The following is a 16125-nucleotide window of genomic DNA, read 5'->3' as shown; positions in this document are numbered from 1 at the left end:
GGGATACATGAGCAATCTTCAAACCGAAACAAACCGTTTACTCAATGAAATGGATACGGAATCCAAAGCATATAAGCCGCCAATGGGATTTGGTTTCATTAAACCTTGGCTGATGAAAACCATCTGGTTATTCAAAGCCTTTAATCAACGATTAAACACACTGGAAGGGAAGATCAATCATGACTGATACCACGGATATTTTAGGTTACGTACTTTGCAGAACCTGCCATCAACCCAAAGCCATTAAACAGGGGAAAGGTAAACGCGCCGCGTTCGTGCATGGCCGGTGTGAATGTGGCCCGGATACCCGCACCGGTAAAGCGGCACAGGCTGAAATGAAAGCTTATCAATCCCTTGAAGCAGTTCAGGCACAGATTGAAGCGATGAAGCAGCCAGAGCCGGAACAAACGGAATCTTTGCCTATCCAGACGGAAAAACAAACCCAATCCCTAACGGAACCGGAAACTAAACCGGAACCACAATCTCAACCGGTCACGACGGTGAAATGTGTGGGAATCGGGGCCGTTCTGGGGCTGGTCTGTGGTGGCATCATTAAAACAATCAAGGCGGTGGCGTAATGGAAAATCAAATCGACTATTCAGAAAACGAAGTACAACCAGAGGAAATCTTAGAAACTCATTCCGAAGCGGAAGAAAACGCATTGCTTCAGGAGCTTTCCGGGGAAGATTTTAATCCGGATACCGCAGTTCAGAAATCAGACCCGAAAAAAGAAGCGGCACTTGCTGCCGGGGAAGCAACCACAAAGGCCGTTCTGGGCGTGACGGAGCAAATCATTAAACAATTTGCCCATAAAGATTTTACTTTCGATACCGCGCAGATTGATAACGTCGCCACTGCTGCCGCGCCCCTGTTCGTCAAATACAACGGGGAGCTTCCGCCGTGGCTGGCGGCTTACCGGGAAGAGTTAACTTTCGTTGTTGCTGCCGGTGCGCTCGGTTTCTCTTCATTCACTCAAATCAAAGCCCTGAAAGCGATTGATCAAGCCAAAGATATCACCCCACAGGAGCAAGACCCACAACCACAGGAAGCCTGAGCCTATGCAGCCAATTAACCCGGATAACGCCCTGAAAAATGGTCATGTCTTTGCGGTTGGGATGAGCGGGAGCGGCAAGACTTCAGCGGCAAAAAAACTATTCATACAGGCGACTGATCAGGTCGCCATTTTTGATCCGATGGGCGATTACACCGGTCAGCTTGCCGGGCGTGTCGTCCGGGGCTATGAAAACATCAAAGACTTTGCAACGGCCCTGATAGCCGGGAGAAAGACCCGGCAGGGATTCAAGATTGCCTATCAGCCAAAACACGAAACCAAACCGAAAGACTTTGATCAGTTCTGTCAGGTGGTATGGGCGGTAGGCAACGGCAAACACAAAAAGCCCCTGAAAATCATCTGTGAAGAAGTGGCAGAGCACAGCGAAAACGCAGGAAAGGCGACCGGCTACCACGGCAAGATCTTACGCCTGGGCAGGAAGTTTAATCTTCACTCCATCAATTTATTTCAGAGAGGTCAGGAAGTATCAAAAACCATCATTGATAACTGTCAACGTGCTTGTGTGATGATGCAAAAGACCCGCGCCAGTGCAATTTATCTGGAAAAAATGACCGGGATATCAGCGGCGGATATCGATCAGTTGAACCCGCTTGAGTATCTCCTGCAAGACGGTAAACAATATCAAAAGGGGGTGATCCGCTGGTAAAATGAGACTCAAATCACATTTATTCTAAACCCGATTCTAAATCGGGTTAGGAACCGATTGTAAATATGATGTTTAAGTAGAGGCCGCCTGATGTTGGGCGGCTTTTTAATTTGAGGAACACATGGAACTAACCGGAAAAAATATTGCTGTAGTCGGCCTGATTGCTGCCGTTGTTGCTGCGGGTGTGGTTTGGGCATCGAACAATGTTGATGCTGTTGAAGATGCCATTGGTTAAGGGAGTTTAATTGATGAATTCAGTCATGAAATTGAACTCGTTTACCGGCGTTGGCTGGGGTGAAAAAGCATCGCTGACAATCCCGACGGGACCCGTCTATGAAGAGATTTTTCTCGAAACAAATCTGAAGCCGGAGCAAATCCACCGGGTGACAATTACGCTGAACGGGGATGAAATCATCGTGCTTGACGGGCAACTGATGAAAGCCCTTGAAGCATACAAAGGGATGCCCGCCTCAGATTTCTATCATATCCCGCTGGCCGATATTTCAGCCAAGACCAAGAACGGCATGAAATACACCGCGCTGGTTACAGAGCCCGGTGACAATATCATTTTGGATATTGATATCGCATCAAAAACCGATGCAGACCCGGCAACCGTCTATCTGAAAGGTCACGCCACCGTTTCACCGGCTCAGGGCGTGCGGGTACTTGTACCGCAAATCAAACGCCAGACCATGCAGGCCACTGCCACCGAAAACGAATTCCTTGATTTGGTTTCCGGGCCGCTGTTGCTGGTACGCCGGATGCACTTCTTATCAGAAGAGGTGAACGCCCTCGAAATCTACCGCGATTATGTGAAAGTCTATGACACTACCCGCCCGGTCGATACGATGCGTGCCAAACGAAATAAACGTTTCTGGCAATCAGGCATGTATCACTTTGATCCCATCATGCGCGGCTACTTTATTGATGAACTGTTTAAAACGGCCCATCTGAACGAGCTGAAATTCACGGTCAAAACTAACAAGCCGGTTGGCGCCATTCCGATTGTGGTTGAGTCCGTAAAAATCGTTCGTCCTGACCTGCTCCACTAAGGGGGACTGATGTCATTTTTAGATGATCTGGGTAACTTTGGCTCGGGTTTGCTTGATAGCGTTGGAGAGGGATTCGATAACCTTGTCGATGCGGCGACCAAACCCACGCAAAGCGTGAACTCAAAGACCGCCCCGCAAACCATGCAGCAGGCCGATGATAACGGAAACGCAGTCACCGCCAGTCAGGTGCAGCCTAAGACGGACAAGACATTGCTCTATGTCGGTGGCGGGGTTGGCGTTTGTCTTATTCTGGGAATTATCGTTCTGGCAGTGAAAAAGTAAGGGGGAGACATGCCTTTGATTTATCTGGCCCCGCTTGCTGCCGGGGCGCTCGGATTCGGGGCCGGGTTCTGGTCCGGCTCTGGTGTGACCAAATTGATTAAGCTCGGTGCTATCGGGGGCGGCTGTTATCTCGCTTACCGTGCCGTGAAGGGGGCGTGATGATTCCGAACCTGAATAACAGCGGTTCTCTTGACGGCGGTGATACATCGTCCGGGTTATCCAACTATAGCGGCGGTCTGACGGTCGGTGATATGTATGTGAACAGCAAAAAAAATCCATCTTTTCTCTGGATGTCTGCCACAGTTGCCGGTGTCTTGGGTGCTCTGTTTCTGATCTCGAAAGGAGGACATTAGCCGTGGGTTTCTTCAGTCATGATCACTCAGCAAGCACTGTCAATAATACCAATACATCCGGTCAAACCTCAGTCGGGGGTGACAACCTTGGTGTATTACTCAGTGGCGTCAATGACAGTACCATCAACGCCACGATGACCGATCACAACGCCATCAAAGCCGCTTCTGAAATAGCGGCTCAGGCGATTAAAGGCAATGCATCCGCCGTTTCTGATGCACTGAATTCAAATAACAAAACCACCAAAGAAGCGTTTGATTTTGGCAATCACTCGCTCGAATTTGGCAAAGACGCCCTGAAGACCAGCCAGAAAGCCATGAAAGAATCGCTGGGGTTTGGGCGCGATGCACTGGCGGCGAGTCAGGCCACGACTAAAGCGGCGCTTCAGTCGAATGAAAGCACCCTGAAACGTGCCCTCTCTAGCGCTCAGGAGTCCTTTTCTGATGCGCTGGATTTCGGGACGGCTTCAGCAAAGCGGCAAACAGAAACCGCAAAAGAAGCCATGCAGTCACTGCGTAAAAATAATGAAGACACGATTGGCGCCGTTCGTTCGATGGCAAGTCAGTCAAATCAGACCGCAAAATCAGCATTAATACTGGCGGACAGTGCTTCACAGCGTAGTCAGACGGGCAGTTCATCGGACATGATGAAAGTGACAGTTGCGGTCGCTGTCGTGCTTGGGGTGGCGATGATTGCCGTGATGAGGAAGTAACATGATTATCGAAGCGCATACAAAAAAACAGATTTCCGTCGGTGGTCGAGGCCGTTATCTGATTGTCAGGGCTTCTTCGGCCCCGGTTTATGTCTCTACCGATACATTGCGCCCTCAGCGTCTTCAGACCGGAGACCGGATCAATGTAGAACAGTTTAATGAATTGTTTGTTGAACATCATCAGGCCGGTGAGGTGACATTCGATTACCAGATTTCTGATTTAGAGCATAAACCCGCCGCCACGGACGACATAGTGATTAGAAAAATCATTGAGCCGATTCAGTTTGAAGCACACGTAAAGGTCAATGACGGGCTGAAGGTGAAAACCATCTTACCGGCTCAGATGAGCACGTTTGATGATATCACCATCCAGCCGGGTGAACGCGTCCGGCTCACCAGTGGCGGATTTCGTCAGGTCACGGTTCAGGTGATCAGTGATGCAATGACAAAAGTAAGAATTGGTGACAAGAGCACGACTGCAAACCGGGGATTGCTGGCAATGGGGAGTCAGTCCGCGATTGGTAGTTTGAGCATTGATTTCAGTGGTGAGGTGTATGGATATAACGCCAGTGAGACCACCGCAAAACTAACCGTTATGGGGGTCAAATGAGGATTAGTAACCCGGTAGACCTGTCTTCAGAATTTGCGGCGCTGGCTGCAAAACTGGTGCAGATGCAAACCGAATTACAAACCGGACAGAATCAATTCTCTGAAACCGTCACGGAAAAACTGAATACGGTCTCTGAGAGTATGACTCAGGGGCTGATTTCTGCCGGTCAACAGACGGAAACGGCGGTCAGCAATGCGAAAACAGCCATAGAAGCCGCGATTGAGTCAACCACAACGGCAGTTACTGCCACAGAAACGGCAGTGATTGACGTCTGTAGAAATGCCAGGGCAACCATACTGACAGCCATTAACAACCACAGTGTGATTCGACGTATCTATCAAATTACTACCAAGACAGGCAGAACCATCACCATTCCATCGGTTAATCCGGCGAAAACGTTTGTGAACGTGAATGTTGAAGACTCAGCTGGGTATGCAGAACTCACGTCAGCAACAACGCTGAAGCTGAACCGAATCGGCGGCACGGATAAATACATGAGGATACAGGTTATTGAATATGTTTAGCGTTCAACTTGATGAAAACAATATTGTTGTGGGCGTGATGTCATTTCCACCGCAAACTGAAAATCAAATCGCTGTGCCTGAATTTGACGATAGTTTACTGGGCCTTCAATACGTGAACGGCCAGTTCGTCGACCCGGAGACAGTCAGCAATGAATAAATGGGTGTTGCTCAGTGCTGCAATTGCGTCGGTTGCTGGTATTGGTTATGTCATATACCGGGCCGCTACCGGCAGCACTGCGACATCAGGAACAGGAGAAAATATAGTGAGATCAAATCAACCACGCGGAGTGAGGAATAATAACCCGCTTAATATCCGGGACAACGGAACAGACTGGCGGGGAATGTGTGAAATCAATACAGATCCGTCTTTTGTTCAATTTGAATCAGCAGAATACGGATTCAGAGCCGGAGCGCGAATTTTGCGCACCTACTACCGGAGCGGATACAAAACGCTCTCACAAATGATCAGCCGGTGGGCGCCCGTCAGTGAGAACGACACAGCAACATATATCCGGAACGTAAGCAACTGGACCGGCATCGGGCCTCATCAAACCATTGATGTCTATGACAGAAACACACTTTCAAATGTATTGCTGGCAATGAGTCGGCAGGAGTCCGGCCCGTATTATGATATTGGTACTGCAAGAGATGGGGTGATGCTGGCATGAGTATTACAACTAAATTTTATCTACAGAAAATAGCGCTATCGGTCGCAGGGGCAATAGTTGCCGCTTATACAATTAAAGGTCTTAAAAAGAGTGGATTATTATGAGTGATTTTTTAAAAGACAAATTCAATATCGATTTAAGTCAGCCTTCGACCCAGAAAGGGATCGCGTTAGTCGGTGCCGGGGCTGCTTTAGCGTTCGGTCACCCGGACTTATTAACGGCCAGCGTGACGGATACAGGGATTCAATACGGCGGAATTGTTGGAACCGTAGTTCCTGTGTTGATTGGTTTGTTTGAGGCAGTACGGGATGAGTTTAAGTAATGGCAGAATACCAGACTTTTATCGTGGCCGCTGTCAGTGCGTTGTTTAGTGGGGTTGGGGTTGGCGTGACGTTGAGAACTGATATGAAGTGGATGAAGGTCATGATAGAAAAAATAGATGAGCGATTAACCCGTCTGGAAATTGAAAGAAGGTAGCAAAAATAACTAAAAGCTCACAGAGCAAGTGAGCTTCCCCCTCCCTTAACGGAGTTGTTTCATATAAAATATTCAACTATTATATCGCACCAATTAAACAAAGTGCATATTAGTGATATTTATATGAGTATTTGCCGTTTCGATTTAGACAATTTTAATTACAATATTGAAAGCAATTTAGAAGCTATGGGGCTACCAACACCAAAATCAATATTTGGCTCTGTAGCTACAATGACAGGAACAATAGTCAGTATTGAAAGCGCATTAACTGCAAAGGCTTCTGATATTTCTCTGGTAGCGATCGCTGGTTCAGCATATAGAGCCAGACAGATTGCCGGGCTTGGAGCAGCTTTTTATGTTGGTGCAATTATTGGCTCTGCATTAATGGCATCAAAAAGAGCAACATCATGTAGTGCTTCAGAGCTAAAGCAAGCTTTCAGAGATCTTGGTTTACCGGTTTGGGCGGCTGATGATGCTGTAAGACATAGTGATAAAATTTTAAGGATGCACTAATAGCAATGATTGAAATATTGAAAGATAAAATAAAGCTGATTGTTGTATCGTTTATTGCTGCTGCATTAGCTTACTTATTTTGGTCCTCTTTGGGACAAGCAGCCTTTTATATTTTTCCCGCAATCGTATTAATTACTTATATAATCGAGCTGTGGGCAAAGAAATATAAGAAGTAATTTTAGGGGCTATTCCAGCCCTTCCCTTTCAAATCCCTTCAAACAATATTTCTCAATATAAAGATCTGATCTTTTCCTAAGCTACAAACACAAAAAACCCGCTCAATGAGCGGGTTTCTGTTTTTGCATAATTATGCAATTTATAATGGCAGGGGTGGAGGGATTCGAACCCCCAACACGCGGATTTGGAATCCGCTGCTCTGCCAATTGGAGCTACACCCCTAAAATTTTAACAATCTAAAATGGCGGAGCGGACGGGACTCGAACCCGCGACCCCCGGCGTGACAGGCCGGTATTCTAACCAACTGAACTACCGCTCCACTTCAGATTGTCTGTCAGATAAAGTCTTACAATAATCCGCTTCATCTAACTGGTATATAAAGCCTGGCAGTGACCTACTCTCACATGGGGAAACCCCACACTACCATCGGCGCAATTGCGTTTCACTTCTGAGTTCGGCATGGATTCAGGTGGGTCCACAACGCTATGGCCGCCAGGCAAATTCTTTAATTCAGAAAACTGACTATTCTCTACACATTCAATCTGTTCTTCATTCGAGTCCATCAAAACCCCTTGGGTGTTGTATGGTTAAGCCTCACGGGCAATTAGTACAGGTTAGCTCAACGCCTCACAACGCTTACACACCCTGCCTATCAACGTCCTGGTCTCGGACAACCCTTCAGAGCACTTAAAGTGCCAGGGAGAACTCATCTCAGGGCTCGCTTCCCGCTTAGATGCTTTCAGCGGTTATCGATTCCGAACTTAGCTACCGGGCAATGCGTCTGGCGACACAACCCGAACACCAGAGGTTCGTCCACTCCGGTCCTCTCGTACTAGGAGCAGCCCCCTTCAATTCTCCAACGCCCACGGCAGATAGGGACCGAACTGTCTCACGACGTTCTAAACCCAGCTCGCGTACCACTTTAAATGGCGAACAGCCATACCCTTGGGACCGACTTCAGCCCCAGGATGTGATGAGCCGACATCGAGGTGCCAAACACCGCCGTCGATATGAACTCTTGGGCGGTATCAGCCTGTTATCCCCGGAGTACCTTTTATCCGTTGAGCGATGGCCCTTCCATTCAGAACCACCGGATCACTATGACCTGCTTTCGCACCTGCTCGAGCCGTCACTCTCGCAGTTAAGCGGGCTTATGCCATTGCACTAACCTCACGATGTCCAACCGTGATTAGCCCACCTTCGTGCTCCTCCGTTACTCTTTGGGAGGAGACCGCCCCAGTCAAACTACCCACCAGACACTGTCCTTGTCCCGGATGACGGGACTAAGTTAGAACATCAAACATACAAGGGTGGTATTTCAAGGTCGGCTCCATGCATACTGGCGTACACACTTCAAAGCCTCCCACCTATCCTACACATGTAGGCTCAATGTTCAGTGCCAAGCTGTAGTAAAGGTTCACGGGGTCTTTCCGTCTAGCCGCGGGTACACTGCATCTTCACAGCGATTTCAATTTCACTGAGTCTCGGGTGGAGACAGCGTGGCCATCATTACGCCATTCGTGCAGGTCGGAACTTACCCGACAAGGAATTTCGCTACCTTAGGACCGTTATAGTTACGGCCGCCGTTTACCGGGGCTTCGATCAAGAGCTTCGCCTAAGCTAACCCCATCAATTAACCTTCCGGCACCGGGCAGGCGTCACACCGTATACGTCATCTTACGATTTTGCACAGTGCTGTGTTTTTAATAAACAGTTGCAGCCACCTGGTATCTGCGACTCCCCTCAGCTCCATCCGCAAGGGACTTCACCATGAGGAGCGTACCTTCTCCCGAAGTTACGGTACCATTTTGCCTAGTTCCTTCACCCGAGTTCTCTCAAGCGCCTTGGTATTCTCTACCCGACCACCTGTGTCGGTTTGGGGTACGATTCCTTACAATCTGAAGCTTAGAGGCTTTTCCTGGAAGCATGGCATCAATGACTTCACTACCTTAGTAGCCCGACATCGTGTCTCGGCCTTAAAGAAATCCGGATTTACCTGAATTTCAAGCCTACGCACTTGAACCTGGACAACCGTCGCCAGGCCCATCTAGCCTTCTCCGTCCCCCCATCGCAATTGTAAGAAGTACGGGAATATTAACCCGTTTCCCATCGACTACGCTTTTCAGCCTCGCCTTAGGGGTCGACTTACCCTGCCCCGATTAACGTTGGACAGGAACCCTTGGTCTTCCGGCGTGGGGGTTTTTCACCCCCATTATCGTTACTCATGTCAGCATTCGCACTTCTGATACGTCCAGCATGCCTTACAGCACACCTTCAACCGCTTACAGAACGCTCCCCTACCCAATACATAAAATGCATTGCCGCAGCTTCGGTTTATTGCTTAGCCCCGTTACATCTTCCGCGCAGGCCGACTCGACTAGTGAGCTATTACGCTTTCTTTAAATGATGGCTGCTTCTAAGCCAACATCCTAGCTGTCTGAGCCTTCCCACATCGTTTCCCACTTAGCAATAATTTGGGACCTTAGCTGGCGGTCTGGGTTGTTTCCCTCTCCACGACGGACGTTAGCACCCGCCGTGTGTCTCCCGGATAGTACTTACTGGTATTCGGAGTTTGCAAAGGGTTGGTAAGTCGGGATGACCCCCTAGCCTTAACAGTGCTCTACCCCCAGTAGTATTCGTCCGAGGCGCTACCTAAATAGCTTTCGGGGAGAACCAGCTATCTCCGGGTTTGATTGGCCTTTCACCCCTAGCCACAAGTCATCCGCTAATTTTTCAACATTAGTCGGTTCGGTCCTCCAGTTGATGTTACTCAACCTTCAACCTGCCCATGGCTAGATCACCCGGTTTCGGGTCTATATCCAGAGACTGAACGCCCAGTTAAGACTCGCTTTCGCTACGGCTTCCCTATCCGGTTAACCTTGCCACTGAATATAAGTCGCTGACCCATTATACAAAAGGTACGCAGTCACCCCATTAAAGAGGCTCCTACTGCTTGTACGTATACGGTTTCAGGTTCTGTTTCACTCCCCTCACAGGGGTTCTTTTCGCCTTTCCCTCACGGTACTGGTTCACTATCGGTCAGTCAGGAGTATTTAGCCTTGGAGGATGGTCCCCCCATGTTCAGACAGGATATCACGTGTCCCGTCCTACTCGTTTTCACCTTATTTGCATCTTCGGTTACGGGGCTGTCACCCTGTATCGCGGCACTTTCCAGAGCCTTCACCTGACACATATAAAACTTAAGGGCTAATCCGGGGTCGCTCGCCGCTACTGCCGGAATCTCTGTTGATTTCTTTTCCTCGGGGTACTTAGATGTTTCAGTTCCCCCGGTTCGCCTCATTTACCTATGTATTCAGTAAATGATATCTGCTGATGCAGATGGGTTTCCCCATTCGGAAATCCCGGACTCATGTGGGTCTTACTCCCTCATCCGGGCTTATCGCAAGTTAGTACGTCCTTCATCGCCTCTGACTGCCAAGGCATCCACCGTATACGCTTAGTCACTTAACCATACAACCCCAAAGGGTCTTACGGTCAAACAACCAAGGTTGTCTGCAATTATTTAAACATGATGCAGACTTTGATTTTGCCGGACTCAAATTTTTTCTTCTGCCAAAGCAGAAGCCAAGAACACTTGAATGTGTGTTGGTGTATTCATTTCTGAATACTTTGAGAACTTTTACAAACAATCTAAAAGATTGTTTTGTCAGCTTTCCAAATTGTTAAAGAGCTTGATTTGTTATTACAAACCATTTTAAAACATACTCAAATCAATACGCTTTGAAATGGTGGAGCTATGCGGGATCGAACCGCAGACCTCCTGCGTGCAAGGCAGGCGCTCTCCCAGCTGAGCTATAGCCCCATAAATATGGGAACATATCTTTAAAGAATCTAAGTTATATCAATAATAACAAAGGATATTATAAAGAAAATTGGTGGGTCTGAGTGGACTTGAACCACCGACCTCTCGCTTATCAGGCGAACGCTCTAACCACCTGAGCTACAGACCCAACGACTCTTTCTAAACCAAATCAATCTGTGTGAGCACTCATCAACGTATCTTTATCGTTAAGGAGGTGATCCAGCGCCAGGTTCCCCTAGCGCTACCTTGTTACGACTTCACCCCAGTCATGAACCACAAAGTGGCAAGCGTCCTCCCGAAGGTTAAACTACCTGCTTCTTTTGCAGCCCACTCCCATGGTGTGACGGGCGGTGTGTACAAGGCCCGGGAACGTATTCACCGTAGCATTCTGATCTACGATTACTAGCGATTCCGACTTCATGGAGTCGAGTTGCAGACTCCAATCCGGACTACGACGGACTTTTTGGGATTCGCACACTCTCGCAAGTTAGCTGCCCTCTGTATCCGCCATTGTAGCACGTGTGTAGCCCTACTCGTAAGGGCCATGATGACTTGACGTCGTCCCCACCTTCCTCCGGTTTATCACCGGCAGTCTCCCTGAAGTTCCCACCCGAAGTGCTGGCAATCAAGGATAAGGGTTGCGCTCGTTGCGGGACTTAACCCAACATTTCACAACACGAGCTGACGACAGCCATGCAGCACCTGTCTCATAGTTCCCGAAGGCACACTCGAATCTCTTCAAGCTTCTATGGATGTCAAGAGTAGGTAAGGTTCTTCGCGTTGCATCGAATTAAACCACATGCTCCACCGCTTGTGCGGGCCCCCGTCAATTCATTTGAGTTTTAATCTTGCGACCGTACTCCCCAGGCGGTCTACTTAACGCGTTAGCTCCGAAAGCCACGGCTCAAGGCCACAACCTCCAAGTAGACATCGTTTACGGCGTGGACTACCAGGGTATCTAATCCTGTTTGCTCCCCACGCTTTCGCATCTGAGTGTCAGTATCTGTCCAGGGGGCCGCCTTCGCCACCGGTATTCCTTCAGATCTCTACGCATTTCACCGCTACACCTGAAATTCTACCCCCCTCTACAGTACTCTAGATGACCAGTTTCAAATGCTGTTCCGGGGTTAAGCCCCGGGCTTTCACATCTGACTTAATCATCCACCTGCATGCGCTTTACGCCCAGTAATTCCGATTAACGCTCGCACCCTCCGTATTACCGCGGCTGCTGGCACGGAGTTAGCCGGTGCTTCTTCTGTGGCTAACGTCAAAAGCAAAGCGTATTAAACTCTGCCCCTTCCTCACCACTGAAAGTACTTTACAACCCGAAGGCCTTCTTCATACACGCGGCATGGCTGCATCAGGCTTGCGCCCATTGTGCAATATTCCCCACTGCTGCCTCCCGTAGGAGTCTGGACCGTGTCTCAGTTCCAGTGTGGCTGATCATCCTCTCAGACCAGCTAGGGATCGTCGCCTTGGTGAGCTCTTACCTCACCAACAAGCTAATCCCACCTGGGCATATCCCGACGCGAGAGGCCCGAAGGTCCCCCTCTTTAGTCCGTAGACATTATGCGGTATTAGCCATCGTTTCCAATGGTTATCCCCCACATCAGGGCAATTTCCCAGGCATTACTCACCCGTCCGCCGCTCGACGCCAAGAAAGCAAGCTTTCTTTCGTTTCCGCCCGACTTGCATGTGTTAAGCCTGCCGCCAGCGTTCAATCTGAGCCATGATCAAACTCTTCAATTAAAGTTTTTTGAAGCCTAAGCTTCGGCTCAGTGATTACTGAATTGACTGTGCCGCTATTCATTCCACAACTCAAAGCTGCTTCCTGATAGCTGTTGGTCACTCATTCTCACTGATAAATCTTTTATAAGATATCAATTAACGAGTACCCACACAGATTGATTGGTTTATATTGTTAAAGAGCTTTGCTTTCAGTGTCTTAGCACCTGACAGGACGCGTATATTACGCTTTCCTGACTGAAAGTCAACATAAAATTCTCATCAATTCGAAAATCTTATGGTGACTTCTTTCCACAACGTGAAAAGAAGCAAATATAAAGCCTGGCAGTGACCTACTCTCACATGGGGAAACCCCACACTACCATCGGCGCAATTGCGTTTCACTTCTGAGTTCGGCATGGATTCAGGTGGGTCCACAACGCTATGGCCGCCAGGCAAATTCTTTAATTCAGAAAACTGACTATTCTCTACACATTCAATCTGTTCTTCATTTGAGTCCATCAAAACCCCTTGGGTGTTGTATGGTTAAGCCTCACGGGCAATTAGTACAGGTTAGCTCAACGCCTCACAACGCTTACACACCCTGCCTATCAACGTCCTGGTCTCGGACAACCCTTCAGAGCACTTAAAGTGCCAGGGAGAACTCATCTCAGGGCTCGCTTCCCGCTTAGATGCTTTCAGCGGTTATCGATTCCGAACTTAGCTACCGGGCAATGCGTCTGGCGACACAACCCGAACACCAGAGGTTCGTCCACTCCGGTCCTCTCGTACTAGGAGCAGCCCCCTTCAATTCTCCAACGCCCACGGCAGATAGGGACCGAACTGTCTCACGACGTTCTAAACCCAGCTCGCGTACCACTTTAAATGGCGAACAGCCATACCCTTGGGACCGACTTCAGCCCCAGGATGTGATGAGCCGACATCGAGGTGCCAAACACCGCCGTCGATATGAACTCTTGGGCGGTATCAGCCTGTTATCCCCGGAGTACCTTTTATCCGTTGAGCGATGGCCCTTCCATTCAGAACCACCGGATCACTATGACCTGCTTTCGCACCTGCTCGAGCCGTCACTCTCGCAGTTAAGCGGGCTTATGCCATTGCACTAACCTCACGATGTCCAACCGTGATTAGCCCACCTTCGTGCTCCTCCGTTACTCTTTGGGAGGAGACCGCCCCAGTCAAACTACCCACCAGACACTGTCCTTGTCCCGGATGACGGGACTAAGTTAGAACATCAAACATACAAGGGTGGTATTTCAAGGTCGGCTCCATGCATACTGGCGTACACACTTCAAAGCCTCCCACCTATCCTACACATGTAGGCTCAATGTTCAGTGCCAAGCTGTAGTAAAGGTTCACGGGGTCTTTCCGTCTAGCCGCGGGTACACTGCATCTTCACAGCGATTTCAATTTCACTGAGTCTCGGGTGGAGACAGCGTGGCCATCATTACGCCATTCGTGCAGGTCGGAACTTACCCGACAAGGAATTTCGCTACCTTAGGACCGTTATAGTTACGGCCGCCGTTTACCGGGGCTTCGATCAAGAGCTTCGCCTAAGCTAACCCCATCAATTAACCTTCCGGCACCGGGCAGGCGTCACACCGTATACGTCATCTTACGATTTTGCACAGTGCTGTGTTTTTAATAAACAGTTGCAGCCACCTGGTATCTGCGACTCCCCTCAGCTCCATCCGCAAGGGACTTCACCATGAGGAGCGTACCTTCTCCCGAAGTTACGGTACCATTTTGCCTAGTTCCTTCACCCGAGTTCTCTCAAGCGCCTTGGTATTCTCTACCCGACCACCTGTGTCGGTTTGGGGTACGATTCCTTACAATCTGAAGCTTAGAGGCTTTTCCTGGAAGCATGGCATCAATGACTTCACTACCTTAGTAGCCCGACATCGTGTCTCGGCCTTAAAGAAATCCGGATTTACCTGAATTTCAAGCCTACGCACTTGAACCTGGACAACCGTCGCCAGGCCCATCTAGCCTTCTCCGTCCCCCCATCGCAATTGTAAGAAGTACGGGAATATTAACCCGTTTCCCATCGACTACGCTTTTCAGCCTCGCCTTAGGGGTCGACTTACCCTGCCCCGATTAACGTTGGACAGGAACCCTTGGTCTTCCGGCGTGGGGGTTTTTCACCCCCATTATCGTTACTCATGTCAGCATTCGCACTTCTGATACGTCCAGCATGCCTTACAGCACACCTTCAACCGCTTACAGAACGCTCCCCTACCCAATACATAAAATGCATTGCCGCAGCTTCGGTTTATTGCTTAGCCCCGTTACATCTTCCGCGCAGGCCGACTCGACTAGTGAGCTATTACGCTTTCTTTAAATGATGGCTGCTTCTAAGCCAACATCCTAGCTGTCTGAGCCTTCCCACATCGTTTCCCACTTAGCAATAATTTGGGACCTTAGCTGGCGGTCTGGGTTGTTTCCCTCTCCACGACGGACGTTAGCACCCGCCGTGTGTCTCCCGGATAGTACTTACTGGTATTCGGAGTTTGCAAAGGGTTGGTAAGTCGGGATGACCCCCTAGCCTTAACAGTGCTCTACCCCCAGTAGTATTCGTCCGAGGCGCTACCTAAATAGCTTTCGGGGAGAACCAGCTATCTCCGGGTTTGATTGGCCTTTCACCCCTAGCCACAAGTCATCCGCTAATTTTTCAACATTAGTCGGTTCGGTCCTCCAGTTGATGTTACTCAACCTTCAACCTGCCCATGGCTAGATCACCCGGTTTCGGGTCTATATCCAGAGACTGAACGCCCAGTTAAGACTCGCTTTCGCTACGGCTTCCCTATCCGGTTAACCTTGCCACTGAATATAAGTCGCTGACCCATTATACAAAAGGTACGCAGTCACCCCATTAAAGAGGCTCCTACTGCTTGTACGTATACGGTTTCAGGTTCTGTTTCACTCCCCTCACAGGGGTTCTTTTCGCCTTTCCCTCACGGTACTGGTTCACTATCGGTCAGTCAGGAGTATTTAGCCTTGGAGGATGGTCCCCCCATGTTCAGACAGGATATCACGTGTCCCGTCCTACTCGTTTTCACCTTATTTGCATCTTCGGTTACGGGGCTGTCACCCTGTATCGCGGCACTTTCCAGAGCCTTCACCTGACACATATAAAACTTAAGGGCTAATCCGGGGTCGCTCGCCGCTACTGCCGGAATCTCTGTTGATTTCTTTTCCTCGGGGTACTTAGATGTTTCAGTTCCCCCGGTTCGCCTCATTTACCTATGTATTCAGTAAATGATATCTGCTGATGCAGATGGGTTTCCCCATTCGGAAATCCCGGACTCATGTGGGTCTTACTCCCTCATCCGGGCTTATCGCAAGTTAGTACGTCCTTCATCGCCTCTGACTGCCAAGGCATCCACCGTATACGCTTAGTCACTTAACCATACAACCCCAAAGGGTCTTACGGTCAAACAACCAAGGTTGTCTGCAATTATTTAAACATGAT

16 protein-coding genes, 4 tRNA genes and 5 rRNA genes are annotated in these 16125 nt (G+C 49.1%); 16 read left to right on the top strand and 9 right to left on the bottom strand.

What is annotated here, in order from left to right; all coding sequences use genetic code 11:
- Positions 1–7 precede the first annotated feature (7 nt).
- The 16 genes from OC443_RS04525 (at position 8) to OC443_RS04450 (ending at position 6907) form a co-directional block, all read left to right on the top strand.
- Positions 8–187: a hypothetical protein gene (locus OC443_RS04525; protein ID WP_073580014.1), complete on the top strand. Its 180-nt coding sequence runs from the start codon at positions 8–10 to the stop codon at positions 185–187.
- The gene (locus OC443_RS04520) at positions 180–578 is read left to right on the top strand and encodes a hypothetical protein (RefSeq protein WP_073586554.1); all 399 of its coding nucleotides are present in this window, start codon (positions 180–182) and stop codon (positions 576–578) included. Before OC443_RS04525 ends, OC443_RS04520 begins: the two co-directional genes overlap by 8 nt.
- Positions 578–1054 (top strand): hypothetical protein, encoded by a 477-nt coding sequence (locus tag OC443_RS04515; RefSeq protein ID WP_073586555.1) that lies wholly within the window; start codon positions 578–580, stop codon positions 1052–1054. Before OC443_RS04520 ends, OC443_RS04515 begins: the two co-directional genes overlap by 1 nt.
- 4 nt (positions 1055–1058) lie before the next feature.
- A complete protein-coding gene (locus OC443_RS04510; protein WP_073586556.1) occupies positions 1059–1718 on the top strand; it encodes a type IV secretory system conjugative DNA transfer family protein in 660 nt (219 codons plus the stop codon).
- A gap of 248 nt (positions 1719–1966) precedes the next feature.
- Positions 1967–2770 (top strand): major capsid protein P2, encoded by an 804-nt coding sequence (locus OC443_RS04505; protein ID WP_073586557.1) that lies wholly within the window; start codon positions 1967–1969, stop codon positions 2768–2770.
- A 9-nt stretch (positions 2771–2779) separates the two neighbouring features.
- A complete protein-coding gene (locus tag OC443_RS04500; protein WP_073586558.1) occupies positions 2780–3052 on the top strand; it encodes a hypothetical protein in 273 nt (90 codons plus the stop codon).
- 9 nt (positions 3053–3061) lie between these two features.
- Positions 3062–3211: a hypothetical protein gene (locus OC443_RS04495; RefSeq protein WP_200796996.1), complete on the top strand. Its 150-nt coding sequence runs from the start codon at positions 3062–3064 to the stop codon at positions 3209–3211.
- Positions 3211–3405 carry a hypothetical protein gene (locus tag OC443_RS04490; RefSeq protein ID WP_073586559.1) on the top strand — a complete coding sequence of 65 codons (195 nt, stop codon included), beginning with the start codon at positions 3211–3213 and terminating at the stop codon, positions 3403–3405. The genes OC443_RS04495 and OC443_RS04490 overlap by 1 nt, the downstream gene beginning before the upstream one ends.
- A gap of 2 nt (positions 3406–3407) precedes the next feature.
- Complete coding sequence (locus tag OC443_RS04485) at positions 3408–4115, top strand: hypothetical protein (protein WP_073586560.1); 708 nt, start codon at positions 3408–3410, stop codon at positions 4113–4115.
- 1 nt (position 4116) lies between these two features.
- Complete coding sequence (locus OC443_RS04480; protein WP_073586561.1) at positions 4117–4725, top strand: YdcH family protein; 609 nt, start codon at positions 4117–4119, stop codon at positions 4723–4725.
- On the top strand, positions 4722–5249 hold the full coding sequence (locus OC443_RS04475; RefSeq protein ID WP_073586562.1) for a hypothetical protein: 528 nt from the start codon (positions 4722–4724) through the stop codon (positions 5247–5249). Before OC443_RS04480 ends, OC443_RS04475 begins: the two co-directional genes overlap by 4 nt.
- Positions 5242–5406 carry a hypothetical protein gene (locus OC443_RS04470; RefSeq protein WP_159440397.1) on the top strand — a complete coding sequence of 55 codons (165 nt, stop codon included), beginning with the start codon at positions 5242–5244 and terminating at the stop codon, positions 5404–5406. Before OC443_RS04475 ends, OC443_RS04470 begins: the two co-directional genes overlap by 8 nt.
- Complete coding sequence (locus OC443_RS04465) at positions 5399–5917, top strand: virion protein (protein WP_234976476.1); 519 nt, start codon at positions 5399–5401, stop codon at positions 5915–5917. The genes OC443_RS04470 and OC443_RS04465 overlap by 8 nt, the downstream gene beginning before the upstream one ends.
- A 100-nt stretch (positions 5918–6017) precedes the next feature.
- Positions 6018–6239 (top strand): hypothetical protein, encoded by a 222-nt coding sequence (locus OC443_RS04460; protein ID WP_073586563.1) that lies wholly within the window; start codon positions 6018–6020, stop codon positions 6237–6239.
- On the top strand, positions 6239–6394 hold the full coding sequence (locus OC443_RS04455) for a hypothetical protein (protein ID WP_200796997.1): 156 nt from the start codon (positions 6239–6241) through the stop codon (positions 6392–6394). Before OC443_RS04460 ends, OC443_RS04455 begins: the two co-directional genes overlap by 1 nt.
- Positions 6395–6517: 123 nt before the next feature.
- Complete coding sequence (locus OC443_RS04450) at positions 6518–6907, top strand: hypothetical protein (protein WP_159440398.1); 390 nt, start codon at positions 6518–6520, stop codon at positions 6905–6907.
- Positions 6908–7229: 322 nt separating this feature from the next.
- Here the strand turns inward: OC443_RS04450 and OC443_RS04445 are convergent.
- From OC443_RS04445 to OC443_RS04405, 9 genes are all read right to left on the bottom strand, one after another.
- Positions 7230–7306 (bottom strand) — tRNA-Trp (locus OC443_RS04445).
- A 20-nt stretch (positions 7307–7326) separates the two neighbouring features.
- Positions 7327–7403: transfer RNA gene (locus OC443_RS04440), tRNA-Asp, on the bottom strand.
- Positions 7404–7465: 62 nt separating this feature from the next.
- Positions 7466–7581 (bottom strand): 5S ribosomal RNA (gene rrf, locus OC443_RS04435).
- Between the two features lie 86 nt (positions 7582–7667).
- Positions 7668–10555 (bottom strand): 23S ribosomal RNA (locus tag OC443_RS04430).
- A gap of 276 nt (positions 10556–10831) precedes the next feature.
- A tRNA-Ala gene (locus OC443_RS04425) sits at positions 10832–10907 on the bottom strand.
- 71 nt (positions 10908–10978) lie between these two features.
- A tRNA-Ile gene (locus tag OC443_RS04420) sits at positions 10979–11055 on the bottom strand.
- A gap of 59 nt (positions 11056–11114) precedes the next feature.
- Positions 11115–12656, bottom strand: a 16S ribosomal RNA gene (locus OC443_RS04415).
- Positions 12657–12972: 316 nt separating this feature from the next.
- Positions 12973–13088, bottom strand: a 5S ribosomal RNA gene (gene rrf / locus OC443_RS04410).
- An 86-nt stretch (positions 13089–13174) separates the two neighbouring features.
- Positions 13175–16062, bottom strand: a 23S ribosomal RNA gene (locus tag OC443_RS04405).
- Together the 16S, 23S and 5S rRNA genes with 4 tRNA genes alongside form the textbook arrangement of a ribosomal RNA operon.
- Positions 16063–16125 lie beyond the last annotated feature (63 nt).

This window comes from Vibrio quintilis, from assembly GCF_024529975.1.
Lineage (GTDB): Bacteria > Pseudomonadota > Gammaproteobacteria > Enterobacterales > Vibrionaceae > Vibrio > Vibrio quintilis.
This window is presented reverse-complemented; position numbering and strand designations above follow the sequence as displayed.